The organism is Devosia sp. LC5 (assembly GCF_000735585.1).
Classification (GTDB): Bacteria; Pseudomonadota; Alphaproteobacteria; order Rhizobiales; family Devosiaceae; genus Devosia.
The window spans coordinates 71,164-93,270 of the sequence record NZ_JNNO01000004.1 but is presented as its reverse complement, the minus strand read 5'-3'; the positions used below and the strand labels follow the sequence as shown (position 1 = coordinate 93,270).

Annotated in this window: 22 protein-coding genes and 1 pseudogene; 9 read left to right on the top strand and 14 right to left on the bottom strand. The window is 62.2% G+C overall.

What is annotated here, in order from left to right; genetic code table 11:
• Positions 1 to 115: 115 nt before the first annotated feature.
• From FF80_RS03345 to rpiA, 5 genes are all read right to left on the bottom strand, one after another.
• On the bottom strand, positions 116 to 1,135 hold the full coding sequence (locus FF80_RS03345; RefSeq protein ID WP_035097512.1) for a hypothetical protein: 1,020 nt from the start codon (positions 1,133 to 1,135) through the stop codon (positions 116 to 118).
• Between the two features lie 141 nt (positions 1,136 to 1,276).
• Positions 1,277 to 2,653, bottom strand: coding sequence for a 3-deoxy-7-phosphoheptulonate synthase class II (locus tag FF80_RS03340; protein WP_035097510.1), 1,377 nt, complete (start codon positions 2,651 to 2,653; stop codon positions 1,277 to 1,279).
• A gap of 715 nt (positions 2,654 to 3,368) precedes the next feature.
• Positions 3,369 to 4,742, bottom strand: coding sequence for a glutathione-disulfide reductase (gene gor / locus FF80_RS03335; RefSeq protein ID WP_035097508.1), 1,374 nt, complete (start codon positions 4,740 to 4,742; stop codon positions 3,369 to 3,371).
• 111 nt (positions 4,743 to 4,853) lie between these two features.
• Entirely contained in the window at positions 4,854 to 5,381 is a 528-nt protein-coding gene (locus tag FF80_RS03330) for a DUF2059 domain-containing protein (RefSeq protein ID WP_035097506.1), read from the bottom strand.
• A 22-nt stretch (positions 5,382 to 5,403) separates the two neighbouring features.
• On the bottom strand, positions 5,404 to 6,096 hold the full coding sequence (gene rpiA, locus FF80_RS03325) for a ribose-5-phosphate isomerase RpiA (RefSeq protein WP_035097504.1): 693 nt from the start codon (positions 6,094 to 6,096) through the stop codon (positions 5,404 to 5,406).
• Positions 6,097 to 6,350: 254 nt separating this feature from the next.
• Between rpiA and FF80_RS03320 the strand changes: the two genes are divergently transcribed.
• From FF80_RS03320 to FF80_RS03305, 4 genes are all read left to right on the top strand, one after another.
• On the top strand, positions 6,351 to 6,944 hold the full coding sequence (locus tag FF80_RS03320) for a L,D-transpeptidase (protein WP_035097503.1): 594 nt from the start codon (positions 6,351 to 6,353) through the stop codon (positions 6,942 to 6,944).
• Positions 6,945 to 7,038: 94 nt separating this feature from the next.
• Complete coding sequence (gene moaA, locus FF80_RS03315) at positions 7,039 to 8,052, top strand: GTP 3',8-cyclase MoaA (protein ID WP_035097501.1); 1,014 nt, start codon at positions 7,039 to 7,041, stop codon at positions 8,050 to 8,052.
• A 55-nt stretch (positions 8,053 to 8,107) separates the two neighbouring features.
• Positions 8,108 to 8,305 carry a DUF4160 domain-containing protein gene (locus FF80_RS03310; protein WP_200877151.1) on the top strand — a complete coding sequence of 66 codons (198 nt, stop codon included), beginning with the start codon at positions 8,108 to 8,110 and terminating at the stop codon, positions 8,303 to 8,305.
• A gap of 5 nt (positions 8,306 to 8,310) precedes the next feature.
• Positions 8,311 to 8,724: a DUF2442 domain-containing protein gene (locus FF80_RS03305; RefSeq protein WP_035097499.1), complete on the top strand. Its 414-nt coding sequence runs from the start codon at positions 8,311 to 8,313 to the stop codon at positions 8,722 to 8,724.
• A 7-nt stretch (positions 8,725 to 8,731) separates the two neighbouring features.
• On the opposite strand, the gene FF80_RS03300 is transcribed toward FF80_RS03305, so the two are convergent.
• From FF80_RS03300 to FF80_RS03290, 3 genes are all read right to left on the bottom strand, one after another.
• On the bottom strand, positions 8,732 to 9,133 hold the full coding sequence (locus FF80_RS03300; RefSeq protein ID WP_035097492.1) for a VOC family protein: 402 nt from the start codon (positions 9,131 to 9,133) through the stop codon (positions 8,732 to 8,734).
• Between the two features lie 4 nt (positions 9,134 to 9,137).
• Entirely contained in the window at positions 9,138 to 9,617 is a 480-nt protein-coding gene (locus FF80_RS03295; RefSeq protein ID WP_035097566.1) for an Lrp/AsnC family transcriptional regulator, read from the bottom strand.
• Between the two features lie 133 nt (positions 9,618 to 9,750).
• Positions 9,751 to 10,287: a thermonuclease family protein gene (locus FF80_RS03290; RefSeq protein WP_052153120.1), complete on the bottom strand. Its 537-nt coding sequence runs from the start codon at positions 10,285 to 10,287 to the stop codon at positions 9,751 to 9,753.
• A 119-nt stretch (positions 10,288 to 10,406) separates the two neighbouring features.
• Between FF80_RS03290 and FF80_RS03285 the strand changes: the two genes are divergently transcribed.
• Positions 10,407 to 11,936, top strand: a complete 1,530-nt coding sequence (locus FF80_RS03285) for a HAMP domain-containing sensor histidine kinase (RefSeq protein WP_081917208.1) — start codon at positions 10,407 to 10,409, stop codon at positions 11,934 to 11,936.
• Here the strand turns inward: FF80_RS03285 and FF80_RS03280 are convergent.
• The gene (locus tag FF80_RS03280) at positions 11,933 to 12,241 is read right to left on the bottom strand and encodes a HigA family addiction module antitoxin (protein ID WP_035097490.1); all 309 of its coding nucleotides are present in this window, start codon (positions 12,239 to 12,241) and stop codon (positions 11,933 to 11,935) included. The two genes, FF80_RS03285 and FF80_RS03280, sit on opposite strands and share 4 nt — an antisense overlap.
• A 132-nt stretch (positions 12,242 to 12,373) precedes the next feature.
• Positions 12,374 to 13,396, bottom strand: a complete 1,023-nt coding sequence (gene cobT / locus FF80_RS03275; RefSeq protein WP_035097488.1) for a nicotinate-nucleotide--dimethylbenzimidazole phosphoribosyltransferase — start codon at positions 13,394 to 13,396, stop codon at positions 12,374 to 12,376.
• A 65-nt stretch (positions 13,397 to 13,461) separates the two neighbouring features.
• On the opposite strand from cobT, the gene FF80_RS03270 reads away from it, so the two are divergent.
• A complete protein-coding gene (locus tag FF80_RS03270) occupies positions 13,462 to 14,322 on the top strand; it encodes an adenosylcobinamide-GDP ribazoletransferase (RefSeq protein ID WP_052153119.1) in 861 nt (286 codons plus the stop codon).
• 66 nt (positions 14,323 to 14,388) lie between these two features.
• Entirely contained in the window at positions 14,389 to 15,075 is a 687-nt protein-coding gene (locus FF80_RS03265; RefSeq protein ID WP_160172785.1) for a TIGR02281 family clan AA aspartic protease, read from the top strand.
• A gap of 46 nt (positions 15,076 to 15,121) precedes the next feature.
• On the opposite strand, the gene FF80_RS03260 is transcribed toward FF80_RS03265, so the two are convergent.
• Together FF80_RS03260 and dusA are read right to left on the bottom strand one after the other, a co-directional pair.
• On the bottom strand, positions 15,122 to 16,825 hold the full coding sequence (locus FF80_RS03260) for an alpha/beta fold hydrolase (protein ID WP_035097485.1): 1,704 nt from the start codon (positions 16,823 to 16,825) through the stop codon (positions 15,122 to 15,124).
• Positions 16,826 to 16,984: 159 nt separating this feature from the next.
• Complete coding sequence (dusA, locus tag FF80_RS03255; RefSeq protein ID WP_035097484.1) at positions 16,985 to 17,977, bottom strand: tRNA dihydrouridine(20/20a) synthase DusA; 993 nt, start codon at positions 17,975 to 17,977, stop codon at positions 16,985 to 16,987.
• Between the two features lie 67 nt (positions 17,978 to 18,044).
• Between dusA and FF80_RS21235 the strand changes: the two are divergent.
• Positions 18,045 to 18,191, top strand: a pseudogene (locus FF80_RS21235) (pyocin activator PrtN family protein); the annotation flags it as partial.
• Between the two features lie 47 nt (positions 18,192 to 18,238).
• Here FF80_RS21235 and FF80_RS03250 read toward each other — a convergent pair.
• On the bottom strand, positions 18,239 to 19,420 hold the full coding sequence (locus tag FF80_RS03250; protein ID WP_035097482.1) for an MFS transporter: 1,182 nt from the start codon (positions 19,418 to 19,420) through the stop codon (positions 18,239 to 18,241).
• 18 nt (positions 19,421 to 19,438) lie between these two features.
• Positions 19,439 to 20,098 (bottom strand): metalloregulator ArsR/SmtB family transcription factor, encoded by a 660-nt coding sequence (locus tag FF80_RS03245; RefSeq protein ID WP_035097478.1) that lies wholly within the window; start codon positions 20,096 to 20,098, stop codon positions 19,439 to 19,441.
• Positions 20,099 to 20,248: 150 nt separating this feature from the next.
• Here FF80_RS03245 and FF80_RS03240 point away from each other — a divergent pair, with 150 nt between their 5' ends.
• Positions 20,249 to 22,105: a feruloyl-CoA synthase gene (locus tag FF80_RS03240; RefSeq protein ID WP_035097477.1), complete on the top strand. Its 1,857-nt coding sequence runs from the start codon at positions 20,249 to 20,251 to the stop codon at positions 22,103 to 22,105.
• Positions 22,106 to 22,107 lie beyond the last annotated feature (2 nt).

Sequence of the window (22,107 nt, the reverse complement as noted above, 5' to 3'; positions counted from 1 at the left end):
GCCCGTGTGCTGGGAAATGAGATGGCGCAGCGGCGCAAAACCGCGCGCGGGCAAGACTTATCCGCTCACCCCGGCAAGGGCAAGCGGATCAAAAGGAGGAGATGGGGTGCAGAGACTAGAAGCGGCCGGTGATTTCGAGCAGCGCGCCGTAGCGGAACATGGAGAAGGGATTGTCGCGGACGACATAGCGCTGCTTGGTCAATGAGGGCGCCGAATAGGCCGGGTCGCCGCCGGTTGCTTGTGGCGGCGTGATCGAGGCCTCTTCCCAGCTAGCATCATACTGGCCCTCGAGATAAGAGGCGCGGCCGCCGACACGGATGGTCAGGTTTTCGGTCGGATGGAAACCCACCATCAATTTGCCTGAGGCACCGTAGCCAAAACCGTTCAGCGTAACGGCCGAGGCCTGAAGCTGGGTGGGCGTGCCCCAAGGCGAAGAATAGGCGCCATAGGTGCCGCTAACCCAAGCGTAGGGCGTTGCCGCTGCCTCACCAGTTAAGTCGAACGCGCCAAAATCGGCGCGGCCAGTGACACCCAGCTTGAGTCCGTGAATATCGAAGCTATTGACCTCACTGTCGCCTCCCACGCCCCAATCCCCTGTGGCCGGCGACCATGAGATATCGGAGGAGCTTTCCGCCGTGGTGAAATCGGCACTGCCGGTATCGGGAGAGTCATTGGTGAATTGATAGCCAGCGACAAATCCCAGGCCCATCTGGCCGCTCGCATCGCCGAAAGGCAACCATCCGAAATCGGCGCCGACATAACCCAGCCGGGCTGCGGGCAGATCAAGGCTAGCGCCACCATTAGTGCTGTAGCTGCCCTCGTGGGCAATGCCATAGCCGCCGGTGGCTTCGACATAGCTACTGGTCGCGTCATCATCAATGCGCAGGAATGCTTCGCCGGAACTCGATGTGGATTCCACATCCTGGGCGTAGGGACCGATATTGTGATTCTGTTCAGACCACGAATACCAGTAGCGCAGGCCGGTCTCAAAGCGCAGTGGGCCTTGTGCGCTCTGTTCCCAGCCATTGTCATAGGAAGGCCGCATCTCGCCAAATAACGGGTAATCGGCGGCCAGGGTTGGCATGGCGGTGCCGAGAGCCAATATCGCGGCGGCGCTGGACAGGGAGCGCTTCATGACGATCTCCAGAACGTGGACCCATTCTGGGTCGCTCAGGAAATTTATGGGTCATTAGGGTTAATGTTCCGCTAAACGGCGGGTTGGGGAACACCTCCCCGTCGAGGGGGAGGTGCTGCACCGGGGCTCGCGCGCCCTGCCCTATTCGCCCGCGATGCGGGTTTCGCGTGGGGGTTTCTGGGCGTGGACTTCTTCGGCGACGAGGAAGGCCAGTTCCAATGCCTGGCTCGCGTTGAGGCGGGGGTCGCAATAGGTGTGATAGCGGTCCGAGAGGGAGGCTTCGGTGACGGCCGAGACGCCGCCGACGCATTCGGTGACGTCGTCGCCGGTCATTTCGATATGCACGCCGCCGGCATAGGTGCCCATGTCACGGTGGATTTCAAAGAAGCTCTTCACCTCCGACAGGACGCGCTCGAATGGGCGGGTCTTGTAGCCGGTCGAGGCCTTGATGGTGTTGCCATGCATCGGATCGGAGCACCAGACGACGGTGCGGCCGGCGCGTTGCACGGTTTCGATCAGGCGCGGCAGGTGATCGTGGATCTTGTCGGAGCCGAAGCGGGCGATGAGGGTAATGCGGCCGGCCTCATCGGTGGGATTGAGGCGGTCCAGCAGGCGCAGCAGGTCTTCGCTGCTCAGGGTCGGGCCGCATTTGATGCCGATGGGGTTCTTGATACCGGCGAAATATTCGACATGGGCCGCATCGGGCTGGCGGGTGCGGTCGCCGATCCACAGCATGTGGCCGGAGGTGGCGTACCAGTCATTGGTGATGGAGTCGCGCCGGGTCAGGGCTTCCTCATAGCCGAGCAGCAGGGCTTCGTGGCTGGTGAAGAAACTGGTCTGGCGCAGGGCCGGCGTGTTGTCTGGGTTGAGGCCGAGCGCGGCCATGAAGGTGATCGCATCATCGATCTTGCGCGCCACTTCCTCGTAGCGCGGATACCAATTGGAGCCCTTCATGAACCCGACGGTCCATTCGTGGATGCGGGTCAGCTCGGCATAGCCGCCCATGGAGAAGGCGCGCAACAGATTGAGCGTGGCGGCCGACTGGCGATAAGCCTGCAGCATGCGATCCGGATCGGGGACGCGGGCAGTTTCGGTGAATTCGATGGAATTGATGATGTCGCCGCGATAGCTGGGCAGTTCCAGGCCATCGATGGTTTCGGTATCGGCGGAGCGCGGCTTGGCGAACTGGCCGGCGACACGGCCGACCTTGACCACGGGCTTGCTGGCGCCATGGGTCAGCACGACGGCCATCTGCAGGAAGACGCGGAAGAAGTCCCGGATGTGATCGGCACCGTGCTCGGCAAAGCTCTCGGCACAATCGCCGCCCTGCAGCAGGAAAGCCTCGCCACGGGCCACCGCGGCCAGCTTGGACTTGAGATCGCGTGCTTCACCGGCAAAGACCAGCGGCGGGAAAGTGCCCAATTGACGCTCAGCTTCGGCCAGCGCAGCGCTGTCCGGATAGGCAGGCACCTGCGAGATGGGCTTGTCGCGCCAGCTATTGGGGGTCCAGGTGGTCATGTCGGGTCTCGCTCACGCGGGGTTACGCATTGTTGCTGGCGGAATACCAAGGGCGGCGGGCCGGGACAAGGATATTCGGGGTGGGCTTTAGTATAGGGCGTATGGAAGCGCCGCCTGTGCTGCGGTTGTCGATAGACGGACGGACCCCGAGACCAGATTCGCCTCGTGAGTAAATAAATGTGAGGCGCAACTTGCCTCGGGGTGCCGGGCCTTGGTCGGAAGGCAGCATCGCGACCCCAGCAGGTGACCGTAGCCCTCCTGCCCGCAGATCCGTCTGCGCATCCCGGAGCAAGGCGCGACCCCCACTCCCCCGGCTGGCTCCCCAGGGGACGTTTTCACTTGGGGGACTTTGGCATGTTCTCCCAAACTCAGTTCCGCCGTCATTGCCCGGCTTGTCCGGGCAATCCATGCTTCCGCATTCGCTGAGAGATGGATCACCCGGACTAGCCGGGTGATGACGATGAACAGGAAAATCGAGCACGCGGCCAAGTCCCCAAGTGAACTCCCCATGATGGGGAGGTACTCTGGGCGTATTCAAGAATGCGGTGTCATTCCGGCGCAGGCCGGAATCCATGTCCGTGGCGATCCACACACATCCAGCGGCGGGATAGCCTTCAGCATGGATTCCGGCCTGCGCCGGAATGACATCGTGGGTGGGATGAGTCCAATACGAACACTCCCCCTATCAGGGGGAGGTTAGGTGGAGATATCCGGGCTAGACCTTCTGCCCATCCCGATAGACGTAGCTGGGGGCCTTGAAGGTCACCAATTCTTCGGCGGCACTCGGATGGAGCGCGATGGCGCGGTCGAAATCGGCCTTGGTGGCGGTCATGCCCATGGGGATGGCGATGAGCTGGATCATTTCGGCGGCGCCGGGGCCCAGGATGTGGCAGCCCAGCACCTTGCCGCCGTCCTTTTCGGTGATCAGCTTGAGCACCATGCGCTCGGTGCGGGTGGAGAGCGTGTTGATCATCGGGCGGAAGCGGGCGACGTAAACGTCGATATCGCCATGGGTAGCGGCTTCACCTTCGGTGAGGCCAATGACGCCGATTTCTGGCTCGGAAAAGACGGCCGTGGGGATTTGCGAGTGATCGACGGCGAGTTTGTTGTTGTTGAACACGGTCTCGGCGAAATACCAGCCTTCGCGAATGGCGACGGGGGTCAGCGCAGCGCGGCCAGTGACGTCGCCCACTGCGTAAATGGAGGGGCACGAGGTCTGCGAATAGGCGTCGACGGCGATGGCGCCGGCCGGGGTCAGCTTGACGCCAGCGGTTTCAAGGCCAAGGCCGCGCACATTGGGATTGCGGCCGGTGGCGAACATGACGACGCCATAGGGGGCGGTGACACCGTCGCTGAAGGTGGCGGCAATGTCGTCGCCGTGCCTGGCCAGCGACTTAATTGTGGTCTGGTAGATGAGCTTGATGCCGCGATCGATCAGGCCGGCCTCAAGGCCCCGGCGCATATCATCGTCGAAGCCGCGCAGGATGCAGTCGCCGCGATAGATGATGGTGGTATCGACGCCCAGGCCGGCAAAGATGGTGGCGAATTCGACCGCGATATAGCCGCCGCCTTCGATGAGGATGGAATGGGGTAGTGCCGGCAGATCGAAAGCCTCGTTGGAGGTGATGCCCAATTGATAGCCGGGAATGGGCGGGACGAAGGGAGCTGCACCGGTGGCGACAAGGATGTATTTGGCGGTCAGGTCACGGTCGCCCGCTACGAGATGAACCGTATTGGGACCGGTGACCAGCGCCCGATCTTTGATGATCTCGACGCCGGGCTTTTCGAGGTTCGAAGTATAGGCGTGTTCGAGCCGGGTGATTTCCTTTTCCTTGGCGGCGACCAGGGTTGGCCAATCAAAGGAGGCGTCGACCTGCCAGCCAAAGCTGGAGGCCACATCGAACAGGTCGTTGAAGCGGCTGGCATAGACATAAAGCTTTTTGGGGACGCAGCCGCGAATGACGCAGGTGCCCCCGACTCGGAATTCCTCGATGACGGCGACTTTGGCACCATAGGTGGCGGCCATGCGGGCCGCGCGCACGCCCCCGGAGCCGGCGCCTATCACAACGAGATCGTAAGTGTCGGACATGCTGACTCCGCTGGCTGGTTATATCGTCTAATACCGATGAATATCGGATGGCGCATCGCATAAAAAAAGACCCCGCACAAGGCGGGGTCCAATTCGGGTACCAATGGCGGGCTAGAGCTGCACACCCTGGGCGCGCAATTCGGCGCGAACCTTGGCGTAGAATTCCTGCTGCAGCGTGTTGGTGAACACGGTCAGCACGCGCTGGATATCGGTATTCACCTCGGCATTGGCCTGGGAGAGCTTGGCGCCGGTGGGCGATTCATAGAAAGTGACGATTTCCTGCAGTTCGGCCGCGGTAAAGCGAACGGCATAGACGCGGGCGAACTGATCGAGCAACTCGCCCTTGCGGCCCTTGTATTCCTCGAGCGTCTTGGTGATGGCGGCATCGGTCTGCTCGGTCAGCTCCGGATTCTGCTGCACGATCTGGCGCATGGTATCGATCGCAGTCTGCACCAGCGTGACCTCATAGATCGCCGCGCGATCGGTCAGATCGATATATTTGCGGGCCAGCGCCAATTGTTCGGGCGCCACTTCCTGCGCAAAGGCCGGAGCCGACAGGCCGAGCATGCTCACGCTCAAAGCAATAACCACCAGCGCCTTGGAGCGCTTCAACACACCGGTCATCATCGAAATATCCATCCTGTTCGAATCCACCCTCATTTCATACCTGGATGGTTCTTACGCCATCCGGCATCGCGACATAAGCCTTCTTGCACATCTGGAGGAACAGCCCGTGCTGCACGACGCCGGCAATGTCCAGCAAATCCCGTGACAGCGCTTCTGGCTGCGAAATGCGGCCAAAAAATGCATCGAGGATCAGGTGGCCACCATCGGTGACATAGGGCGCGCCGTCCTTGGTTTGCCGCAGTTTGAGGCCGCCTTGCGCACCATGGGCTGCATTCACTTCGGCAATGGCGCGCTGGGTCGCGCCCAGGCCAAAGCTATTGACCTCGATGGGCAGCGGAAACTTGCCGAGCGTGTCGACCAGCTTGGAGCCGTCGGCAATCACGATCATGACATCGGAGGCGGCAGCGACGATCTTTTCGCGCAGCAGCGCGCCCCCTGCCCCCTTGATGAGGTTGAGCGCCGGATCGATCTCGTCGGCGCCATCGACGGTGACGTCGAGCCGATCCAGGGTCTCGAGGTTCGAGAGGGGAATGCCCAGGCTCTCGGCCTGCCTTGCCGTGACCTCGGAAGTAGGCACGCAGATACAGTCGAAACCCTCGGCGACTTTTGCGCCGAGCAGGTCGACGAAATGCCAGGCCGTCGAGCCGGTACCCAGGCCCAGCCGCATGCCTGGCCTTACCTCGGTCAGCGCCATGGCGGCGGCCTGGCGCTTGAGATCATCATTCATCGCAGGGCTCTCCTCGCTAATAGCCGCCCAGATGCCGGGCGAACGCTGGCAAGTCAATGCACCCAAAGGCGAGGGATCACGGAACGGTGAGCGCTTTTTGTAACCACCTGGCAACACAATTTAGTGAACATGTCTGGAGTGTGGCGGAAAGGGGGCAGGCGCCCTTCCTGCTGTTTTGTAAACCGCGTAAGCAAATCGTCATTGATCCGATGGGCGAATCGCCAGCCCATCTATTTTCAGAGGCCAGTCGTCAGATGTCCAAATTCAGAACAGCCGCGGCAATCGGGCTGTCGATACTTTTGTCGGTGTCATTGACCATGCCCAGCATGGCTGCTCGTGTCTACAATGCCGACACCAATACCTGGGAAGAGCCCAGTGTCGCCAAGACGCGCAATCGGGGCGGCAGCCCGGTCAAGCGGGAAACGATCGAATATGCGAGCAATTACAAGCCCGGCACGATCGTGATCGAAACCGGCGAGCGCCGGCTCTATCTGGTACTCGAAGACGGCAAGGCCATCCGCTATGGCGTGGGCGTGGGCCGCGACGGTTTCACATGGTCAGGCAGCCATCGCATCACCCGCAAGGCCGAATGGCCGGGCTGGACCCCGCCGCCGCAGATGCGCAAGCGCGTGCCGGACCTGCCGGCCTATATGCCCGGCGGCCCGGACAATCCGCTGGGCGCCCGCGCCCTCTATATCGGCTCGACGCTGTATCGCGTACATGGCACGTCCGAGCCCTGGTCGATCGGCCAGGCGGTTTCCTCGGGCTGCATTCGCCTGACCAATGAAGACGTGACCGATCTTTATGAGCGCGTCCGCGTCGGTGCGCTAATCGTCGTAAAGCACTAGCGACGATCGAATTGTCATGAAGCCGTCTCTTCGGGGGCGGCTTTTTTGTTTGGGTGGCTTTGAAAGCACCTCGGAACCAACTAGATTTGTCGCCATGACGACTAGTCCAGCACCCGCCCGCCCCCTCGTCGACCGTTTCGGCCGGCATATTTCCTATCTCCGGATTTCGGTGACGGATCGGTGTGATTTCCGTTGCGTCTATTGCATGGCTGAGAACATGCAATTTCTCCCCAAAAAGGAGATCTTGAGCTTTGCCGAGATCGAGACCATTGCCACCGCCTTTGTGACGCGTGGCGTGACACGGTTACGGCTGACAGGCGGCGAGCCGTTAGTGCGGCGCGACATTATCGAATTGGTGCGCAGCCTGGGCCGGCATATCGGGCATGGGCTGAATGAGCTGACCATGACCACCAATGGCAGCCAATTGGCCAAGCATGCCGAGGCGCTGATGGCTGCAGGCATGCGGCGGATCAATGTGTCGCTCGATACGCTGGATGCGGAGCGCTTTCGCACCATTACCCGGCGCGGGCGGATCGAGGACGTGCTGGGCGGGATCGACGCGGCGCTAGCGGCCGGTCTCAAGATCAAGATCAATATGGTGGCGATGCGCGGCGTCAATGACGACGAGATCGAGCCGATGATGGCCTGGGCGCATGGTCGCGGCATGGGGCTGACGCTGATCGAGGGCATGCCGCTGGGCGAAGTGGGCATTGACCGGGTCGACAGCTATCTGCCGCTGCGCGAACTGCGCGACCGGCTGGCCAAACGCTACACATTGGAAAAGCTGGATCACCGCACCGGGGGCCCTGCCCGCTATGCTCGCGTGGCCGAAACCGGCGGCATATTGGGCTTCATCACCCCGATGAGCCACAATTTCTGCGAAAGCTGCAATCGGGTGCGGCTGACGGCGACCGGGCAATTGTTCCTATGCCTGGGGCAGGAAGACCAGGTGAGCCTGCGCGATGCGCTGCGCGAAGGTGGCGCGGAGGCACTGGATGCCGCGCTCGACCAGGCCATGCTGATCAAGCCCAAGGGGCATGATTTCGTCATCGACCGTGCAAGACCGGAACCGGCGCTGGGACGGCATATGAGTGTGACGGGGGGCTAGGCCTTCCGGGGTATCCGTATCTTGCAAAACCCAACTTCTTAGGTTATTTTGTTGCATGGTTACGGTGTTCCGTTTGGCGGGCATGCGGTTCGTCATTTACACCGACGACCACGAACCGGCACATGTGCATGTCTATGGAGACGGCGAGGTCCGCGTCGATATCGTGACACTGACGGCTCTTTCAAACCGCGGCATGAGCAAACGTGACCTGGGTCGCGCGCTACAGGCAGCTGCTTCTGGAAAAATGGACTGAAATCCATGGCTGAATTTGAACTCGATGATCGGCAATATGAAGAAGCGACGCAGCGCGGCGCTGATGAGCGCGCACATGCGCCTATGCCCTCCTCTGTCCGTTTCGACCGTAAATCCGGCCGTATCCTGGTGGAATTCAGCAATGGCGCGGCCCTGATGGTGCCGGCACGGGCGCTTGAGGGTCTGGAACAGGCGAGCGACGAAGAACTCGCCGAAGTCGAACTGTTGGGTGAGACCGGATTGCACTGGGAGAGCCGCGACGTCGATTTTACCATTGCCGGTTTGATGCAGGGAATATTCGGCACGGCGAAATTCATGGAGGCGCAACGTCGGGGCGGGCAGTCGCGCTCGGCTGCCAAGGTTGCCGCAAGCCGGGCCAACGGCGCCAAAGGCGGGCGGCCACGGAAAAACCTGCCTTAGGCGACGCTCAGCGTTGTTCTATCCGCTCGGCCAATTCCACCACGATGCCGTCGGGGTCGCGGCAGAAGGCGACGCGTTTGAACATTTCGGTGTTGTGGGCGGCGCGCGGATATTCGACGATTTCAGTACCGCTGGCTTCGAGTTCGGCGATCAGAGCATCCACATCGGTGACGGCCAAAGTGAGGTGGCGCATGCCGGCTTCGAGCGGGGGCACATCACGCGAGCGGGTGATGTGGCCATTTGGCGCGAAGACTTCGAGCATGCCGCCGCCGGCGTCGAGAAAGGCCATTTCGCCGCGCGGCTGCTGCTTGCGCAACACGAGCTTGAGGCCGAGCTGGCCGCAATAAAAGGCGATCGTCCGATCGAGATTGGACGAGGTGACGCCGATATGTTCAAAGCCGATAAGCATGGGCTTACTTGTCGTCGTCGACGACGATGGCGAAATCGAGCGGCAGAGCGGTGGTATATTTGATCTGCCCCATGGCGAAGGCCGAGCTGACATCGGTCAGATTGATCTTGGAAATCAGGCGCTTGTAGAAGGTGTCATAGGCGCCGATATCGGGCACAACCACGCGCATCAGATAATCGACATCGCCGCTCATACGATAGAATTCGACGACTTCGGGGAATTCGTCGATAACGCCAGCGAATTTGCGCATCCAGCCTTCATTGTGTTCATTGGTCTTGACCGAAACAAAGACGGTGACGCCGACATTGACCTTGGCCGGATCGAGCACGGCGACGCGGCGCTGGATGACGCCATCTTCTTCCATCTTCTGAATGCGGCGCCAGCATGGGGTGGTGGAAAGGCCGACTTTGCGGCCGATTTCGGCCACCGGCATGGTTGCATCCTTTTGCAGAAGCGTCAGAATTTTCCGGTCGATCTTGTCCAATGCCATAAACGCCCCCGCGAAATGAGATTTCCAGGACAACGCCATTCCATCCTGAATTTGGCAGTTTAACTGCCACACCCGGCAGTTAAACGCAATAATCTTGCTCTTTTAAAGATGATCGTAATGATCATGTTTATGGCAGCAGGCTGCCGAGCCAACCAAGCAAACTGCTCGGGCGGGGGTGATCGTCGCGCCAATGGCGCGGTGTATCGAAACCGCCGGCCCATATCCCCTTGCTGGTTGAGCGGGCCGACTGTTCCTCGCCCCAATAGCGGCCCGAGGAAATAGCCAATCCCTCGGCGACCATGGTCGCGGCAATGTCCCTGCCGCCAACGGTGCACACGGCGAGCAGCCGCCCATATTGATCGTGATCTTCGGGACGGCAGTCGACCTTGCCGGACTTGAGCAATTGGGCCATCCGGTCGCGGGCCGTGCGGCCGCAAGGCCATTGCCTGCCGTTGCTGTCATCGCAGGTCTGGGCGTATTCGGGCGCATCGATGCCGAGCAGGCGCACGCGCTCTTCCCCCAGGCGGAAGCTGTCGCCATCGCTAACGCGGGCATTGCCGGCCATGGGGGGCGGAGCAGGATCGAGCCAAGCGGCGACCAGTGCCGCGCCGCCCAAAAGGATGATCGCCAGCACGGCTCCGAAGCGCCCGCGAAAGGGTCGCATCCAACGCTTATATGAAGTCAGGATTTCACCACCCGTTAACTACGCGTCGCTAGTGTTTTGCCCGTGAGCGTAGCGAATGCGTTTCTGGTTCGCATCATTTAGTAACGAGTAAAAGTTTCATGCCGCTTCAGTCGGCTGTCATCGATGCTGATGTTCGCTCGCAAATGGGGCGGGACGGCAAGCGCACGGCGCAAAAAACCGTTCTCGACGCGCGGCAACGCTTGATGTCGAGCTCCGGCACGCGCGCGTCCTATGATTTCGAGCTGCTGCACGATTATGCGCAATCGCGCATCTCGGCGGCTTTGCCCATGGCCGCCATCGTGGTCATTCTCTCGATTGTCGCGAGCCTTTGGGTTCCGGTGGTTTTCACCACGCTATGGGCTGCCGCAGTGTTGCTGGGCCTGTTGATCGTGGTGATGGTGGCCAGCCGGTTCCAGCGGAGCGACCCGGCCAAGTTCAACGCCACCAACTGGACCACCACCTTCATCGCCGGCGAGATGATCTATGGCCTGTCCTGGTCGCTGCTGGCGCTGTTTACGCTGGTGGCACCGGCCGACACGCTGACGCCGGTGATGTTCGCCATGGTGCTGGTGAGCGTGGCCGCCAATGCGGTCACCACCAATACCCTGCCCCCGGCAACGCTGATGAGCACGTTGCCGGTGACGCTGACCGTGTCGGCAAACCTGATCGCGGTGGGCGGCACGCTCAATTATACGCTAGCCGCCGTGGCAATTTGCGGCGAAGTCTTCTTCGTCTACCTGGCGCGCCAATTGCACAAATCTGAGCTGGAAACGATCACGCACCAGGCCGAAAAGGATGCGCTGATCAACGAGCTCGAGGAAGCAAGGCAGATGTCGGACGAGGCGCGGCGCCACGCCGAGCAGGCCAATATCGCCAAATCGCAATTCCTGGCCACGATGAGCCACGAATTGCGCACGCCGCTCAACGCGATCATCGGGTTTTCCGAGGTGCTGAAGTCGGAGTTGCTGGGGACCCATCAGGTGCCGCAATACAAGGAATATGCCGGCGATATCCACGCCAGCGGGCAGCATTTGCTCAATCTCATCAATGAATTGCTGGACCTCAGCCGTATCGAGGCGGGCAAATATGACCTCAATGAAGAGGCCGTGTCGCTGGTCGATATCGCCGAGGACTGCCGGCGGATGATGGAATTGCGCGCCAAATCCAAGGGCATCGAGCTGGCCTATAATGTCGGCCACAACCTGCCCAAGCTGTGGGGCGACGAGCGCGCCATCCGGCAGGTGGTGCTGAACCTGTTGAGCAATGCCATCAAGTTCACGCCGCAGAACGGCAAGGTGACGCTGGTGGTGACCCGCAGCGGCGACGGCGGGCAATTGGTGTCGGTCAAGGACAATGGACCGGGCATTCCCGAGGACGAAATCGCCACGGTGCTGTCCTCATTCGGCCAGGGATCACTGGCACAGAAGACCGCCGAACAGGGTGCGGGCCTGGGCCTGCCGATCGTGCAGAAGATCATGGACCTGCACCAGGGGCGGTTCGACCTGTTCTCCAAGCTGCGCTTCGGCACCGAAGTGATCGCCACCTTCCCCCGCGCCCGGGTGATGGACGCGCTGGCGCCGGTGGTGGAGAAGAAGAACCGGCTGGAGATTTACTCGGAAGCTGGCTAGGCGGCGTTGACGAGCGGGTGGGCGCGTTCGACCCGCTCGCGCTCATGCGGATCGTGCATCGCGTTCCACAGATCGGAGCGGCGCTGTACATTCAGCCAGAAATCGGGACTATTGCCGAAGACGCGCGCCAGAATGAGCGCCGTCGGAGCGGTAACGGAGCGTCGGTCGTTGCAAAGCTCGTTAACGTGCTTGCGCGGCACGCCAATTGCCTCAGCCAACGCGGCCTGAGTTAGGCCCAGCGGGCCCAGGAATTCCTCAGTCAATATCTCGCCGATTGTCGCCGGCTTACGCGCTGTCATCAACATGGCTCACTCACCCTGTTACCAACGGTGTCGTTCCGGCGAAGGCCGGAATCCATCCTGAGATGACAGCTTAGCCTAAAATCTCAGGATGGGCCCCGGCCTTCGCCGGGGTGACACCGAGTTTTAGTAGCCAGCCTAGTTCGCCTTGCCGCTGACTGCCGCGCTTTCGAACGTGGCCATGTTGTTGTGCAGGTGCAGGGCGGTTTTGGCCAGCACTGCAGCCAGAGCGGCGCCGCTCCCCTCCCCCAGGCGCATGCCGAGGTCGAGCAGGCCTTTTTGGCCCATGGCGGCGAGGGCGCGGGCGTGGCCGGGTTCCGCCGAGACGTGGGCGAAAAGGCAATGATCGATTGCTGCAGGATTGATCGCATGGGCGATGGCAGCCGCCGAGGTGGCGACGAAGCCATCGACGATGACCGGCACCTTTTGATGGCGGGCGGCGAGCAGTGCGCCGAGCATGGCCGCGATTTCACGGCCACCTAGGCGGGCCAGAATGGCCAGGGGATGATCGAGTTCGTCCTGGTGGAGGGCCAGAGCGCGGTCGACGGCGTGGGCCTTGCGGGTGAGACCGGCGTCATCAACGCCGGTGCCGCGGCCAACCCAATCGGCGCCGGTGCCGCCATAGAGGGCAGCGTAGATGGCGGCGGCGATTGTGGTATTGCCGATGCCCATTTCCCCGATGCAGATCAGGTCGGGCTTGCCGGCAATGGCTTCCATGCCATAGGCGATGGTGGCGGCGCACATCCGGTCGTCGAGCGCTGGTTCCTGGGTGATGTCGCCAGTGGGTAGTTCCAGCGCCAGTTCGAAAACGCGCAGGTTGATTTCGTGCAGCGCACAAATCTGGGAGATGGCGGCGCCACCATTGGTGAAATTGGCGACCATTTGCGCGGTGACTTCGCGCGGAAAGGCAGAGACGCCCTGATCGGTGACGCCGTGATTGCCGGCGAAAATGGTGACCATGGGGTTGTCGAGGCGCGGCTTGGCACGGCCCTGCCAGCGGGCGAGGAATTCGACCAAGGTTTCGAGCTGACCAAGCGAGCCGGGTGGTTTGGTGAGCTGGGAATCGCGCGCGCGCACAGCGGCAACGGCCGCTTCATCCCCATCGGGAACAATGGTCAAAAGTTCGAGGACATCGGCATAGGCGGGATTGAGGGCGGGCATGACAGGTCCGGCGGCAGGGTGCTAGGAAGGTGCGGACTTGTTGCGCAGAACGGGATGAAAAGCAATTGAACGGCGACGAGCCAGTCCAGGACCCCGCCCCCAGCATCGACGCCGCCGCGCGTGAGGCCAGCGTGCCGCATGAGCCGGCAGCAGGTATCGGGCTGAAGGACGATTTCATCATGGCGCTGCGGTTTTTCTCGCGGCTGCCGACGGGGGATTCGCCGCATCAGAAGCCCGATCTGGGGCGGATTGCCATGGCGTTGCCGCTGGCGAGCGTAGCGATCGGCATTGGTCCGGTGGCTCTGCTGATCGCGGGGGTGTTGGTGGGGCTACCGGCTTATTTCGCAGCGGCGCTGGCAGTTGGCGCCATGGTGCTGGCGAGTGGGGCGATGGCCGAGGATGCGCTGGCGGATGCGGCGGATGGCCTGTTCGGCGGGCACACGCCCGAGCGACGGCTGGAAATCATGAAGGATAGCCGCCACGGCACTTATGGGGTGGCGGCGCTGTGCCTGTTTCTCGTGCTGCGCGTGATGGCGGTGGGGTCGATGGCGGAAACCAGCCCGCTGGCGGCGGGGGCGGCGTGGCTGGCGGCGAGCATTGTCGGGCGGTCGGCGGCGCTGTGGGTGGCGGTGGTGCTGGCTCCGGCTCGGCGGGACGGCGCCTCAGCGACGGCGGGGCAATTGAGCTGGCGCAATTTTGCGGTGGGCATGGTGTTTGCCGCGGTGCTGCTGTTCGTGCTGGGTGGTCCGGCGTCGAGCATGGCGGGGCTGATATTGGCCATTGTGCTGACAATGGGGACCGCCTGGGGCTGGACCACTTTATGCAAGCGGCTGGTTGGCGGGCAGAGTGGAGACCTGATCGGGGCTCTGGCGGCGCTGATCGAGATTGCTGCGTTCACGGGACTGTTGGTTTTCGCCCGCGGTTGAGGCCTTGAAATTACCGCATGAAATGACTTTATCGGCTTGAACGCACGAAAAGGGATGGGCGCAGGCATGATCTTTATCGGCATCGCCATCCTGATCGTGGCCGCCATCACCCTGATGATCAATGCCGATGCGGGCACCCTGGTAGGGCTCAGCCAGGAGCAGACGGCGCGGCTCGTGCCATTGGTGGTCATTCTCATCGTCATTGCGGCGGGCGTGCTGTCGCGGCGCCGGAAATTCTCAGAACTGCTCGGCGGCGTGCTGCTGTGGGCAGGCATTTTTGGCGTGGCCATGCTGACCTATGCCTATCGCGATGAGCTGACCAGCATTGCCGGCCGGGTCGCCGGTGAGTTGCGGCCAGGTGTGGCGCTGGTGGATGCCGAGCGCGGCACGGCGACATTCCGGCGCGGCATTGGCGGGCATTTCGAGATCGCCGCAAGCATCAACGGGCACCGAACGCCGATGATCTTCGATACGGGGGCCAGTGCGGTGGTGCTGACCCTGGCCGATGCGCGGGAGGCGGGTATCGATACGGCCAATCTGCGGTTCACCATCCCGGTTTCAACGGCCAATGGCATGGGCCAGGCGGCGCGGGTGAAGCTGGATCAGCTTCAGGTCGGCGGCATTGTCCGTCACGGCGTCGTGGCCTTCGTCACCGAAGAAGCGGCGCTGGAAACGAGCCTCTTGGGCATGACGTTCCTGGAAACACTCAGCCGCTATAGCGTGACGCAGAATTCGCTGGAACTGGTGGACTGAAACAGCAAGGGCGGGTCGCCGGACCCGCCCTTTCCACATTGCGAGATCAATTCACCGCGAACTGGATCGCCTGGCTGCCCACGATGTACCAGGTGACGAACAGTGCATTGATGAAGGCGCCGGGCAGATAACTGCCGGTCCGCCGCCAGGCGAAGGTGGAGAGGAACGCCACGATGGCCAGCAGCGGCACGAATTGCATGCCGATCACTGTGGTCAGCGACTCGTTCATGCTGAACAGATGGCCGGTGAACAGCAGCGTCAGATACTGGAAGCCGAGGAACAGGATGAACCCGACAACCATCACGGCGACGTTGGAGAGGTACTGCGCCAGCCGGCTATCGCTGCGAACCGATAGGCCAGTATGCAGGCCGCGCATTGCCAGCACGAAGTAGACAGTGAACGGCACCAGGTAGACGAGGCCGATCTTGGCCCGCACCAGATCGAGCGGCTTGAGCGCGACGACCCAGAAGCGGAAATCCACCTTGAAGAGGAAGTCCGTTGCCGCCACGGCGATATAGCCGATGCCCACCGTGGCCAGCGCGATCAGTACCGAGCCCCAGATATCGCCACGGCCTTCAAGTTTGTTGCCCTTGAAGACAAAGCCCAGAGCAAAGACGATCACCGCGTTCAGCACCGCCCAAAGAGCGATCTGGCTGGTGAAGCTCTGCGGCAGGATGGCCGAGGCCGGAAAGATCACCGTCGCCCAGTAGAAAAAGGGATAATAGGTCAACACCGGCATCAGGGTGGCGAGAGCAAAATGCAGCCACCATTTGCCGCTCCGCTTCTCATAGGCCGCGCCTGCCGGCTGCTTGCGCAGATGGGCGAAGAACTGGGTCTTGAGCAGCATGTCGAAGGCGCCGGCGAGAAGGATGACGAAACCCACCAGCGCAATGAGCGTGCCGATTTCCTTCCAAATCCAGATCTGGTCGCCCGGCGACAGCGGATTGGCGCCATCAAGAGTCCGGTCGAACCAGGCAATGGCGTCCCCGATCGCTTCGGGGGAGAGGTGATTGCCCGGATGGGTGGTGTTCGGCTGCTGCAACAGGCGCGCAGTACCATCTTCAATGCTGCCGTAGAGCTGGCCGATAACCACCGGCCCGGTGGCGCCGAAAGCGGTCTGCAGCTTTGTGCTGTCGGGCACATCCTGGGCCCGGTCCACGCCCCACATGGTGCCCGAGAACTCGTCGAACTTGGAGAAGACCACAGCCAGATTGCGCGGCCAGGACGTGTCGGCTTCCTTGGCGAAGGGCGCGCCGGTGCTCGATCCCTGCAAGACCACGGCCTTATAGGCATCCGGCATGGCGGCTGCGGCAGCAAGCACGGTCCAACCACCCATGGAATGGCCTTCAAGGCCGATATTGTCGGTATCGACGAAATCAAGCGAGCGCAGATAAGCCAGACCGCCCGGACCGCCGAAACCATTGGCGAAGGCTGGAGCGTCGGAATAACCATGGCCGCCCTGATCAAGCGCCAGGACGACATAGCCGCGACGGGCGAACTCGATGGCAAAGCCGTCCTGGGTCTCGCGACTGTTGAAATAACCATGCACCGCCAGGATGGCCGGCGCCTTGTTTTCGGCCGAAACGCCCGGCGGCACATAGAGCAGACCGCTCAGGACCTGGCCGTTGGTGCCGTTGAACCGCAGGTCACGAATGCTGACCCCGCCAGATGTCTGGATGAAATGCGCCAGCAGCGCGCCGATGAGAATGATGATCCAGCCCGCGTGAAACAGGCGATTTTTGATTGGCATTGAATTGCCCCCCTTATTTCGTTCCATCGTCTTAGCACATGAAGGGCGAGATATTACAGCCCATACGAAATGCAAACGAAATAAAACGAAAGCCGTGGAAACAAGCGCCATCGGCCCGCCCGCATGGGGCGGCGATCCATCTCATATGCGGATAGAAAATTAGCTGGCGAGGCCCAGGCCACGGTTTTCCACCACGGCCAGGGCGGCCAGGAGAACCTCTGGTCCAGCCCCGGGTTTGCAGGCATCGACACTCAGAATCTGGCGGAACCGGCGGGCGCCAGCCAGGCCATTGGCGAGGCCGAGCATGTGGCGGGTAATGTTGTTGACACGGGTGCCGTTGCCGGCTTCACGACGGGCATAGTCGGCCATGGCCTGCATGATGGCTTCGAGCGTGACCGGCGGGTTGGCCGCGCCGAAAAAGCGGCTATCGACCTCGGCCAGCAGCATGGGATTGTGATAGGCAGCGCGGCCCAGCATGACACCATCCATATGGGCCAATTCTGCCTCGGCGGTTTCCAGCGTCTCGATACCGCCATTGATCATGACCGGCAGTGGAGCCAGACGCTGGCGCAGGCGGTGTACGCGGTCATAGTCGAGCGGCGGGATGGTGCGGTTTTCCTTGGGGCTCAAGCCCTTGAGCCAGGCCTTGCGGGCATGGACATAGAGCGCGTCGACGCCTGCGCCGACCACGGCATCGGCGAAGCGGTCAAGGCTTTGCTCGATATCCTGATCATCGATGCCGATGCGGCACTTGACCGTCACCGGCCGATCGGTGGCAGCGCGCATGGCGCGCACGCAATCGGCAACGAGATCGGGCTCGGCCATGAGGCAGGCGCCGAACTTGCCGGACTGCACGCGGTCCGAGGGGCAGCCGACATTGAGGTTGATCTCGGCATAATCGTAGGCTTCCGCAAGCGCGACAGCCCGGGCCAATTCGACCGGATCGGAGCCGCCCAATTGCAGGGCGACGGGCGCTTCCTCAGCATTGAGACGCAGATGGCGGTGGGCGTCGCCATGCACGATGGCAGCGCTGGTGATCATTTCGGTGAAGAGCAGGGATTCGCGCGTGAGCAGCCGATGGAGGTAGCGGCAATGCCGATCCGTCCAGTCGATCATGGGCGCAACGCTGAATTTCCTATGCCTTTCAAGCAATTAAATAGATTCCCATAGACCGCGTTGAGATTGGACCGACTGACATTGCCGACTTTGGTGATAGCTGATGCATTTCGTTCTATTTTTCAATGTGCAACGACCAATGTCACTCAACACCACGTTCCTGCTTTTGGCACAATACAATGGCAAAATCGTCATTCCGCTTGAGAAGGTCCGCCGTGACTTCCTTTGGCACCTGACGCTGCAAAAGCTCCAGCTCAGGGGACAAGCACCGGACAGTCACGCTGGCGGCCTGCCGGTTCAGGCCTCTGCTGAGCGGGGCCGGCCGATCATCAGCCACAGCACCGCCGCGGCAGCGAGCGCAAGCCAGGGGAGCAGGACCAGGTTCATGATCTGCCAGCCCACGGCCTGCTGCAAAACGCCGGCGGAGAGCGAGGCCAGAAGGCCCACGATGAATATCGTGAAGTCGTTCGCGGCCTGAGCTTTGCCCCGCTCGGCAGCGGTGTAGGTCCGCGTCAGCAGATTGGTGCCGCCGATATAGAGGAAGTTCCAGCCAATTCCGAGCAGGATCAGCGCACCGGCAAACGAGTAGAACCCGGTTCCGCTCAATGTCAGCAATACGTGTCCCGCCAGAATTGCGATGCCGGCGCCCATCACGGTCAGCACGCCGAAACGGGCGATCAGGGAGCCGGTGACAAAGGACGGCAGGAACATGCCGAGGACGTGCAACTGGATGACGATCGAAGCATCGGCCAGGCTGTGGTGGTGATGGACCATGGCAAGTGGTGTCGCCGTCATTGCCAGGATCATGATGCCGTAGCCGGTCGCGGCGCCGAACAGCGCGACCAGATAGGTCGGCTGTTTGGCTATCACCGCCATCGGCCTGGCCGTTGCGCCTTTGTCCGCAGAAGCCGCGGCGGCAGGAATTCTGAGCCCCAGCAGGAGGCCGGCTGCGAGCATGGAGACGATGGCCAGCAGCAGGAACGACCCGCTGTAGATCGGCTGCAACCATTCACCACCAATTCGCGCCAATGCAGGCCCGGCGAGCGCCGCCACCACGCCGCCGGCAAGCACCAGGGAAATGGCGCGTGGCCTGAACGCATCGTCTGCGACTTCGGATGCGGCGAAGCGGTAAAATTGGGCAAAGGCCTGGTAAATGCCGACCAGCAGCGTGCCGATGCAAAGCAGAAACAGCGACCCTGCGAAGATGCCCAATGCCGCCATCACGCCGCCGGCGGCACCGATCGCGGCTCCCGCGACAAAGCCGGTCCTGCGGCCGACGCGGGCCATCCACATCGACGCCGGCACGGTGCCAAGTGCGGTGCCCAGAAACATCGAGGCAATCGGCGCCGTCGCCCATTCCGGCGCCGGGCTCAGGACCGCACCGGCGAGGCTTCCAACCGTCATCACCAGCACCGATGCGGTCTGGAACAGGGCCTGCGCGGAAGCAAGCAGTAAAACCTGGCGGTGCATGGGCAGCATTTGGGAACTCCGGGTGGCTCAGGATTCGACGGGTTGGCCGGCCGCCGCCCATTCGGGCATGCCGTCCTGGAGGCGCCGCGCCGAAAAGCCCATCTGGCGCAGGCGGGCGACGGCCTCGAACGACATGACGCAGTATGGTCCGCGGCAATAGGCGATGACCTCCTGGGCGGGGTCCAGTGCCGACAATCGCGCTTCCAGTTCACCCAGCGGCACATTGAGCGCGCCCGGTACGTGCCCGAGCGCGTATTCATCTGCCGGACGCACGTCGAGAACCGTTACCGTGCCATCGCGCAAACGGGACTGAAGCTCATCCCGTGATATCGGTTCAAGGCAGTCGCGCTGGTAGAAATAGCCCCGAACCACCCGGCCGACCTCGGCGAGATTGGCCTCGGCCACCTGCTGGATGGCCTGGACGGCTGCCAGGACGTCCGGACTGGCCAATCTGTAAATCACGTACTTTCCCTGCCGCTCGGCGGCGACGAGCCCGGCCCGCCGCATCGCCTGCAGGTGCTGAGACACGTTGGCGATTGGAAGACCGAGCTTGTCGGCCAACAGGTCGACGTGGCGCGGCCCCTGGCCGAGCTGCTCGATCAGTTCGAGACGCTGCGGATGACCCAGCGTTTTGGCGACGAGGGCGAACTGTTCGAACAGGGCCAGCTTCGGCGAAGTGCTTGACATCGATCAACAATCAACGATTCAATGTAATTATTGATTATCGCGTCCAAACCTGATCCGCAAGCGTCGGGTTTCGCCAGGAAACAGAATGAGGATCGGGGCTTGATTGCCCTCCCATTATTGTTATGTTACATAACAATAATGGGAGGTGGCATGGTGGAGCCCTTGGAGTACCGGCCTGTCCGCATGGGCGACATGCGGGCGGAAGTGCGGACCGCCGAAGATGGCACGCACTATGTGCGGTCGCAGGAGGAACTGGCGGCCTATCCGCGCACCATGACCGACCGGCTGGCGCATTGGGCGCTCAGCGATCCAGACAGGGTTTTTCTGGCCGATCGCGGCCAGAGCGGTGCGTGGCGGCGGCTGAGCTATGGCGAGGCGTATGCGCGCGTGCGGTCGCTGGCCCAGGTGCTGATCGATGCGGGTCTCAGCGCCGAGCATCCGCTGCTGATCCTGTCTGGCAACGAAATCGAGCATGCTTTGCTCGGCTATGCCGCCATGCTGGCCGGGGTGCCGCATGCGCCGCTGTCGCCCGCCTATTCACTAGTCTCCAAGGATTTCGGCAAGCTGCGGCACATTGTCAGTCTGCTCGAACCGGGCATGGTCTATGCCAGCGATGGCGACAGGTTTGGCGCGGCCATCGCTGCGACCATCGATCCGGCCACGCCGCTGGTGGTGCGCTGCAACCCGCCGGCCGGTCGCGCCGTGCGGCTGTTCGACGATCTGGTTGACACTGTGCCGACAGCGGCGGTGAGGGCGGCCAATGCAGAAGTCACGCCCGATACGATCGCCAAGTTTCTCTTCACCTCCGGCTCGACCGGCATGCCCAAGGCGGTGATCACCACGCAGCGCATGCTCACTTGCAATCAGGAGATGATCCGCACCGCGCTCGCCTTCCTGGCCGACGAGCCGCCGGTGCTGGTCGACTGGATGCCGTGGAACCACGTTGCGGGCGGCAGCCACAACCTGGGCATCGCGCTCTATAATGGCGGCAGTTTCTATATCGACGACGGTTTGGCCACGCCCGAGGGCATGAAGCGCACCGTGCGCAACCTCAGCGAGATCGCGCCGACCATCTATTTCAACGTGCCCAAGGGCTACGAATTCCTGGTCGGGCACCTTTCGGCCGACGCAATGCTGCGCGACAATTTCTTCAGCCGGCTCAAAGTGATGCAATATGCAGGGGCGAGCCTGGCCCAACATGTGTGGGACGGGCTCGACACCGCGGCGCGCAACGCCACCGGCCAGCGCATCCGTATCATCACCGGCTATGGCTCCACCGAGACCGCGCCATTTGCCTTTACCACGACCTGGACGGTGGATCGGGCCGGCCTCGTCGGCCTGCCGGCCGCGGGCATGGAGATCAAGCTGGTGCCGAACGAGGAAAAGCTCGAACTGCGGCTGCGCGGACCCAATGTGACGCCGGGTTACTGGAAGCAGGCCGACAAGACTGCCGAAGCCTTCGACGAGGAGGGCTATTACAAGATCGGCGATGCACTGAAATTTGCCGACCCGGACGACCTGGGCAAAGGTTTCGTGTTCGACGGCCGGATGACGGAGGATTTCAAGCTGGCAACCGGCACCTGGGTCAATGCGGGCGGAGTGCGCATCGGCGCTATCGGGGCCGGCGCGCCGCTGTTGCGCGACCTGGTGCTGACCGGGCTCGACCGCAATTTCATCGGTGCCCTGATTTTCCCGGATTTCGAGGTTTGCCGGCAGCTGGCTGGTCTGGATGCCAGTGCTTCCGGCGACGCCATCGTTGCCCATCCCATGGTCCGCGCAGCGTTCCAGGAGCGGTTCGACGCGCTGGCCGCAAAGGCCACGGGAAGCGCCGGCCATATCGCGCGCGCCGTGGTGCTGGCGGCGCCGCCATCGATCGATGCCGGGGAAATCACCGACAAGGGATCGATCAACCAGCGTGCCGTCATCGCCGGGCGGGCGCAGGCCTTCGCCGATCTTTACGCCGAGCCCGCGCCCGGCCATGTGCTGACCTTCGCCCGAAAGGCATGAAT

What these genes read in the sequence shown, in the direction of transcription:
- FF80_RS03240 (WP_035097477.1), top strand. Translation starts at nt 20,249, where the DNA reads ATGGTGGAGCCCTTGGAGTACCGGCCTGTCCGCATGGGCGACATGCGG.
- FF80_RS03310 (WP_200877151.1), top strand. Translation starts at nt 8,108, where the DNA reads ATGGTTACGGTGTTCCGTTTGGCGGGCATGCGGTTCGTCATTTACACC.
- FF80_RS03250 (WP_035097482.1), bottom strand. Translation starts at nt 19,420, where the DNA reads ATGCTGCCCATGCACCGCCAGGTTTTACTGCTTGCTTCCGCGCAGGCC.
- FF80_RS03320 (WP_035097503.1), top strand. Translation starts at nt 6,351, where the DNA reads ATGTCCAAATTCAGAACAGCCGCGGCAATCGGGCTGTCGATACTTTTG.
- gor (WP_035097508.1), bottom strand. Translation starts at nt 4,742, where the DNA reads ATGTCCGACACTTACGATCTCGTTGTGATAGGCGCCGGCTCCGGGGGC.
- FF80_RS03265 (WP_160172785.1), top strand. Translation starts at nt 14,389, where the DNA reads ATGATCTTTATCGGCATCGCCATCCTGATCGTGGCCGCCATCACCCTG.
- FF80_RS03345 (WP_035097512.1), bottom strand. Translation starts at nt 1,135, where the DNA reads ATGAAGCGCTCCCTGTCCAGCGCCGCCGCGATATTGGCTCTCGGCACC.
- FF80_RS03260 (WP_035097485.1), bottom strand. Translation starts at nt 16,825, where the DNA reads ATGCCAATCAAAAATCGCCTGTTTCACGCGGGCTGGATCATCATTCTC.
- FF80_RS03285 (WP_081917208.1), top strand. Translation starts at nt 10,407, where the DNA reads ATGCCGCTTCAGTCGGCTGTCATCGATGCTGATGTTCGCTCGCAAATG.
- FF80_RS03340 (WP_035097510.1), bottom strand. Translation starts at nt 2,653, where the DNA reads ATGACCACCTGGACCCCCAATAGCTGGCGCGACAAGCCCATCTCGCAG.
- FF80_RS03245 (WP_035097478.1), bottom strand. Translation starts at nt 20,098, where the DNA reads ATGTCAAGCACTTCGCCGAAGCTGGCCCTGTTCGAACAGTTCGCCCTC.
- rpiA (WP_035097504.1), bottom strand. Translation starts at nt 6,096, where the DNA reads ATGAATGATGATCTCAAGCGCCAGGCCGCCGCCATGGCGCTGACCGAG.
- cobT (WP_035097488.1), bottom strand. Translation starts at nt 13,396, where the DNA reads ATGCCCGCCCTCAATCCCGCCTATGCCGATGTCCTCGAACTTTTGACC.
- FF80_RS03305 (WP_035097499.1), top strand. Translation starts at nt 8,311, where the DNA reads ATGGCTGAATTTGAACTCGATGATCGGCAATATGAAGAAGCGACGCAG.
- FF80_RS03300 (WP_035097492.1), bottom strand. Translation starts at nt 9,133, where the DNA reads ATGCTTATCGGCTTTGAACATATCGGCGTCACCTCGTCCAATCTCGAT.
- FF80_RS03280 (WP_035097490.1), bottom strand. Translation starts at nt 12,241, where the DNA reads ATGTTGATGACAGCGCGTAAGCCGGCGACAATCGGCGAGATATTGACT.
- FF80_RS03290 (WP_052153120.1), bottom strand. Translation starts at nt 10,287, where the DNA reads ATGCGACCCTTTCGCGGGCGCTTCGGAGCCGTGCTGGCGATCATCCTT.
- moaA (WP_035097501.1), top strand. Translation starts at nt 7,039, where the DNA reads ATGACGACTAGTCCAGCACCCGCCCGCCCCCTCGTCGACCGTTTCGGC.
- FF80_RS03330 (WP_035097506.1), bottom strand. Translation starts at nt 5,381, where the DNA reads ATGGATATTTCGATGATGACCGGTGTGTTGAAGCGCTCCAAGGCGCTG.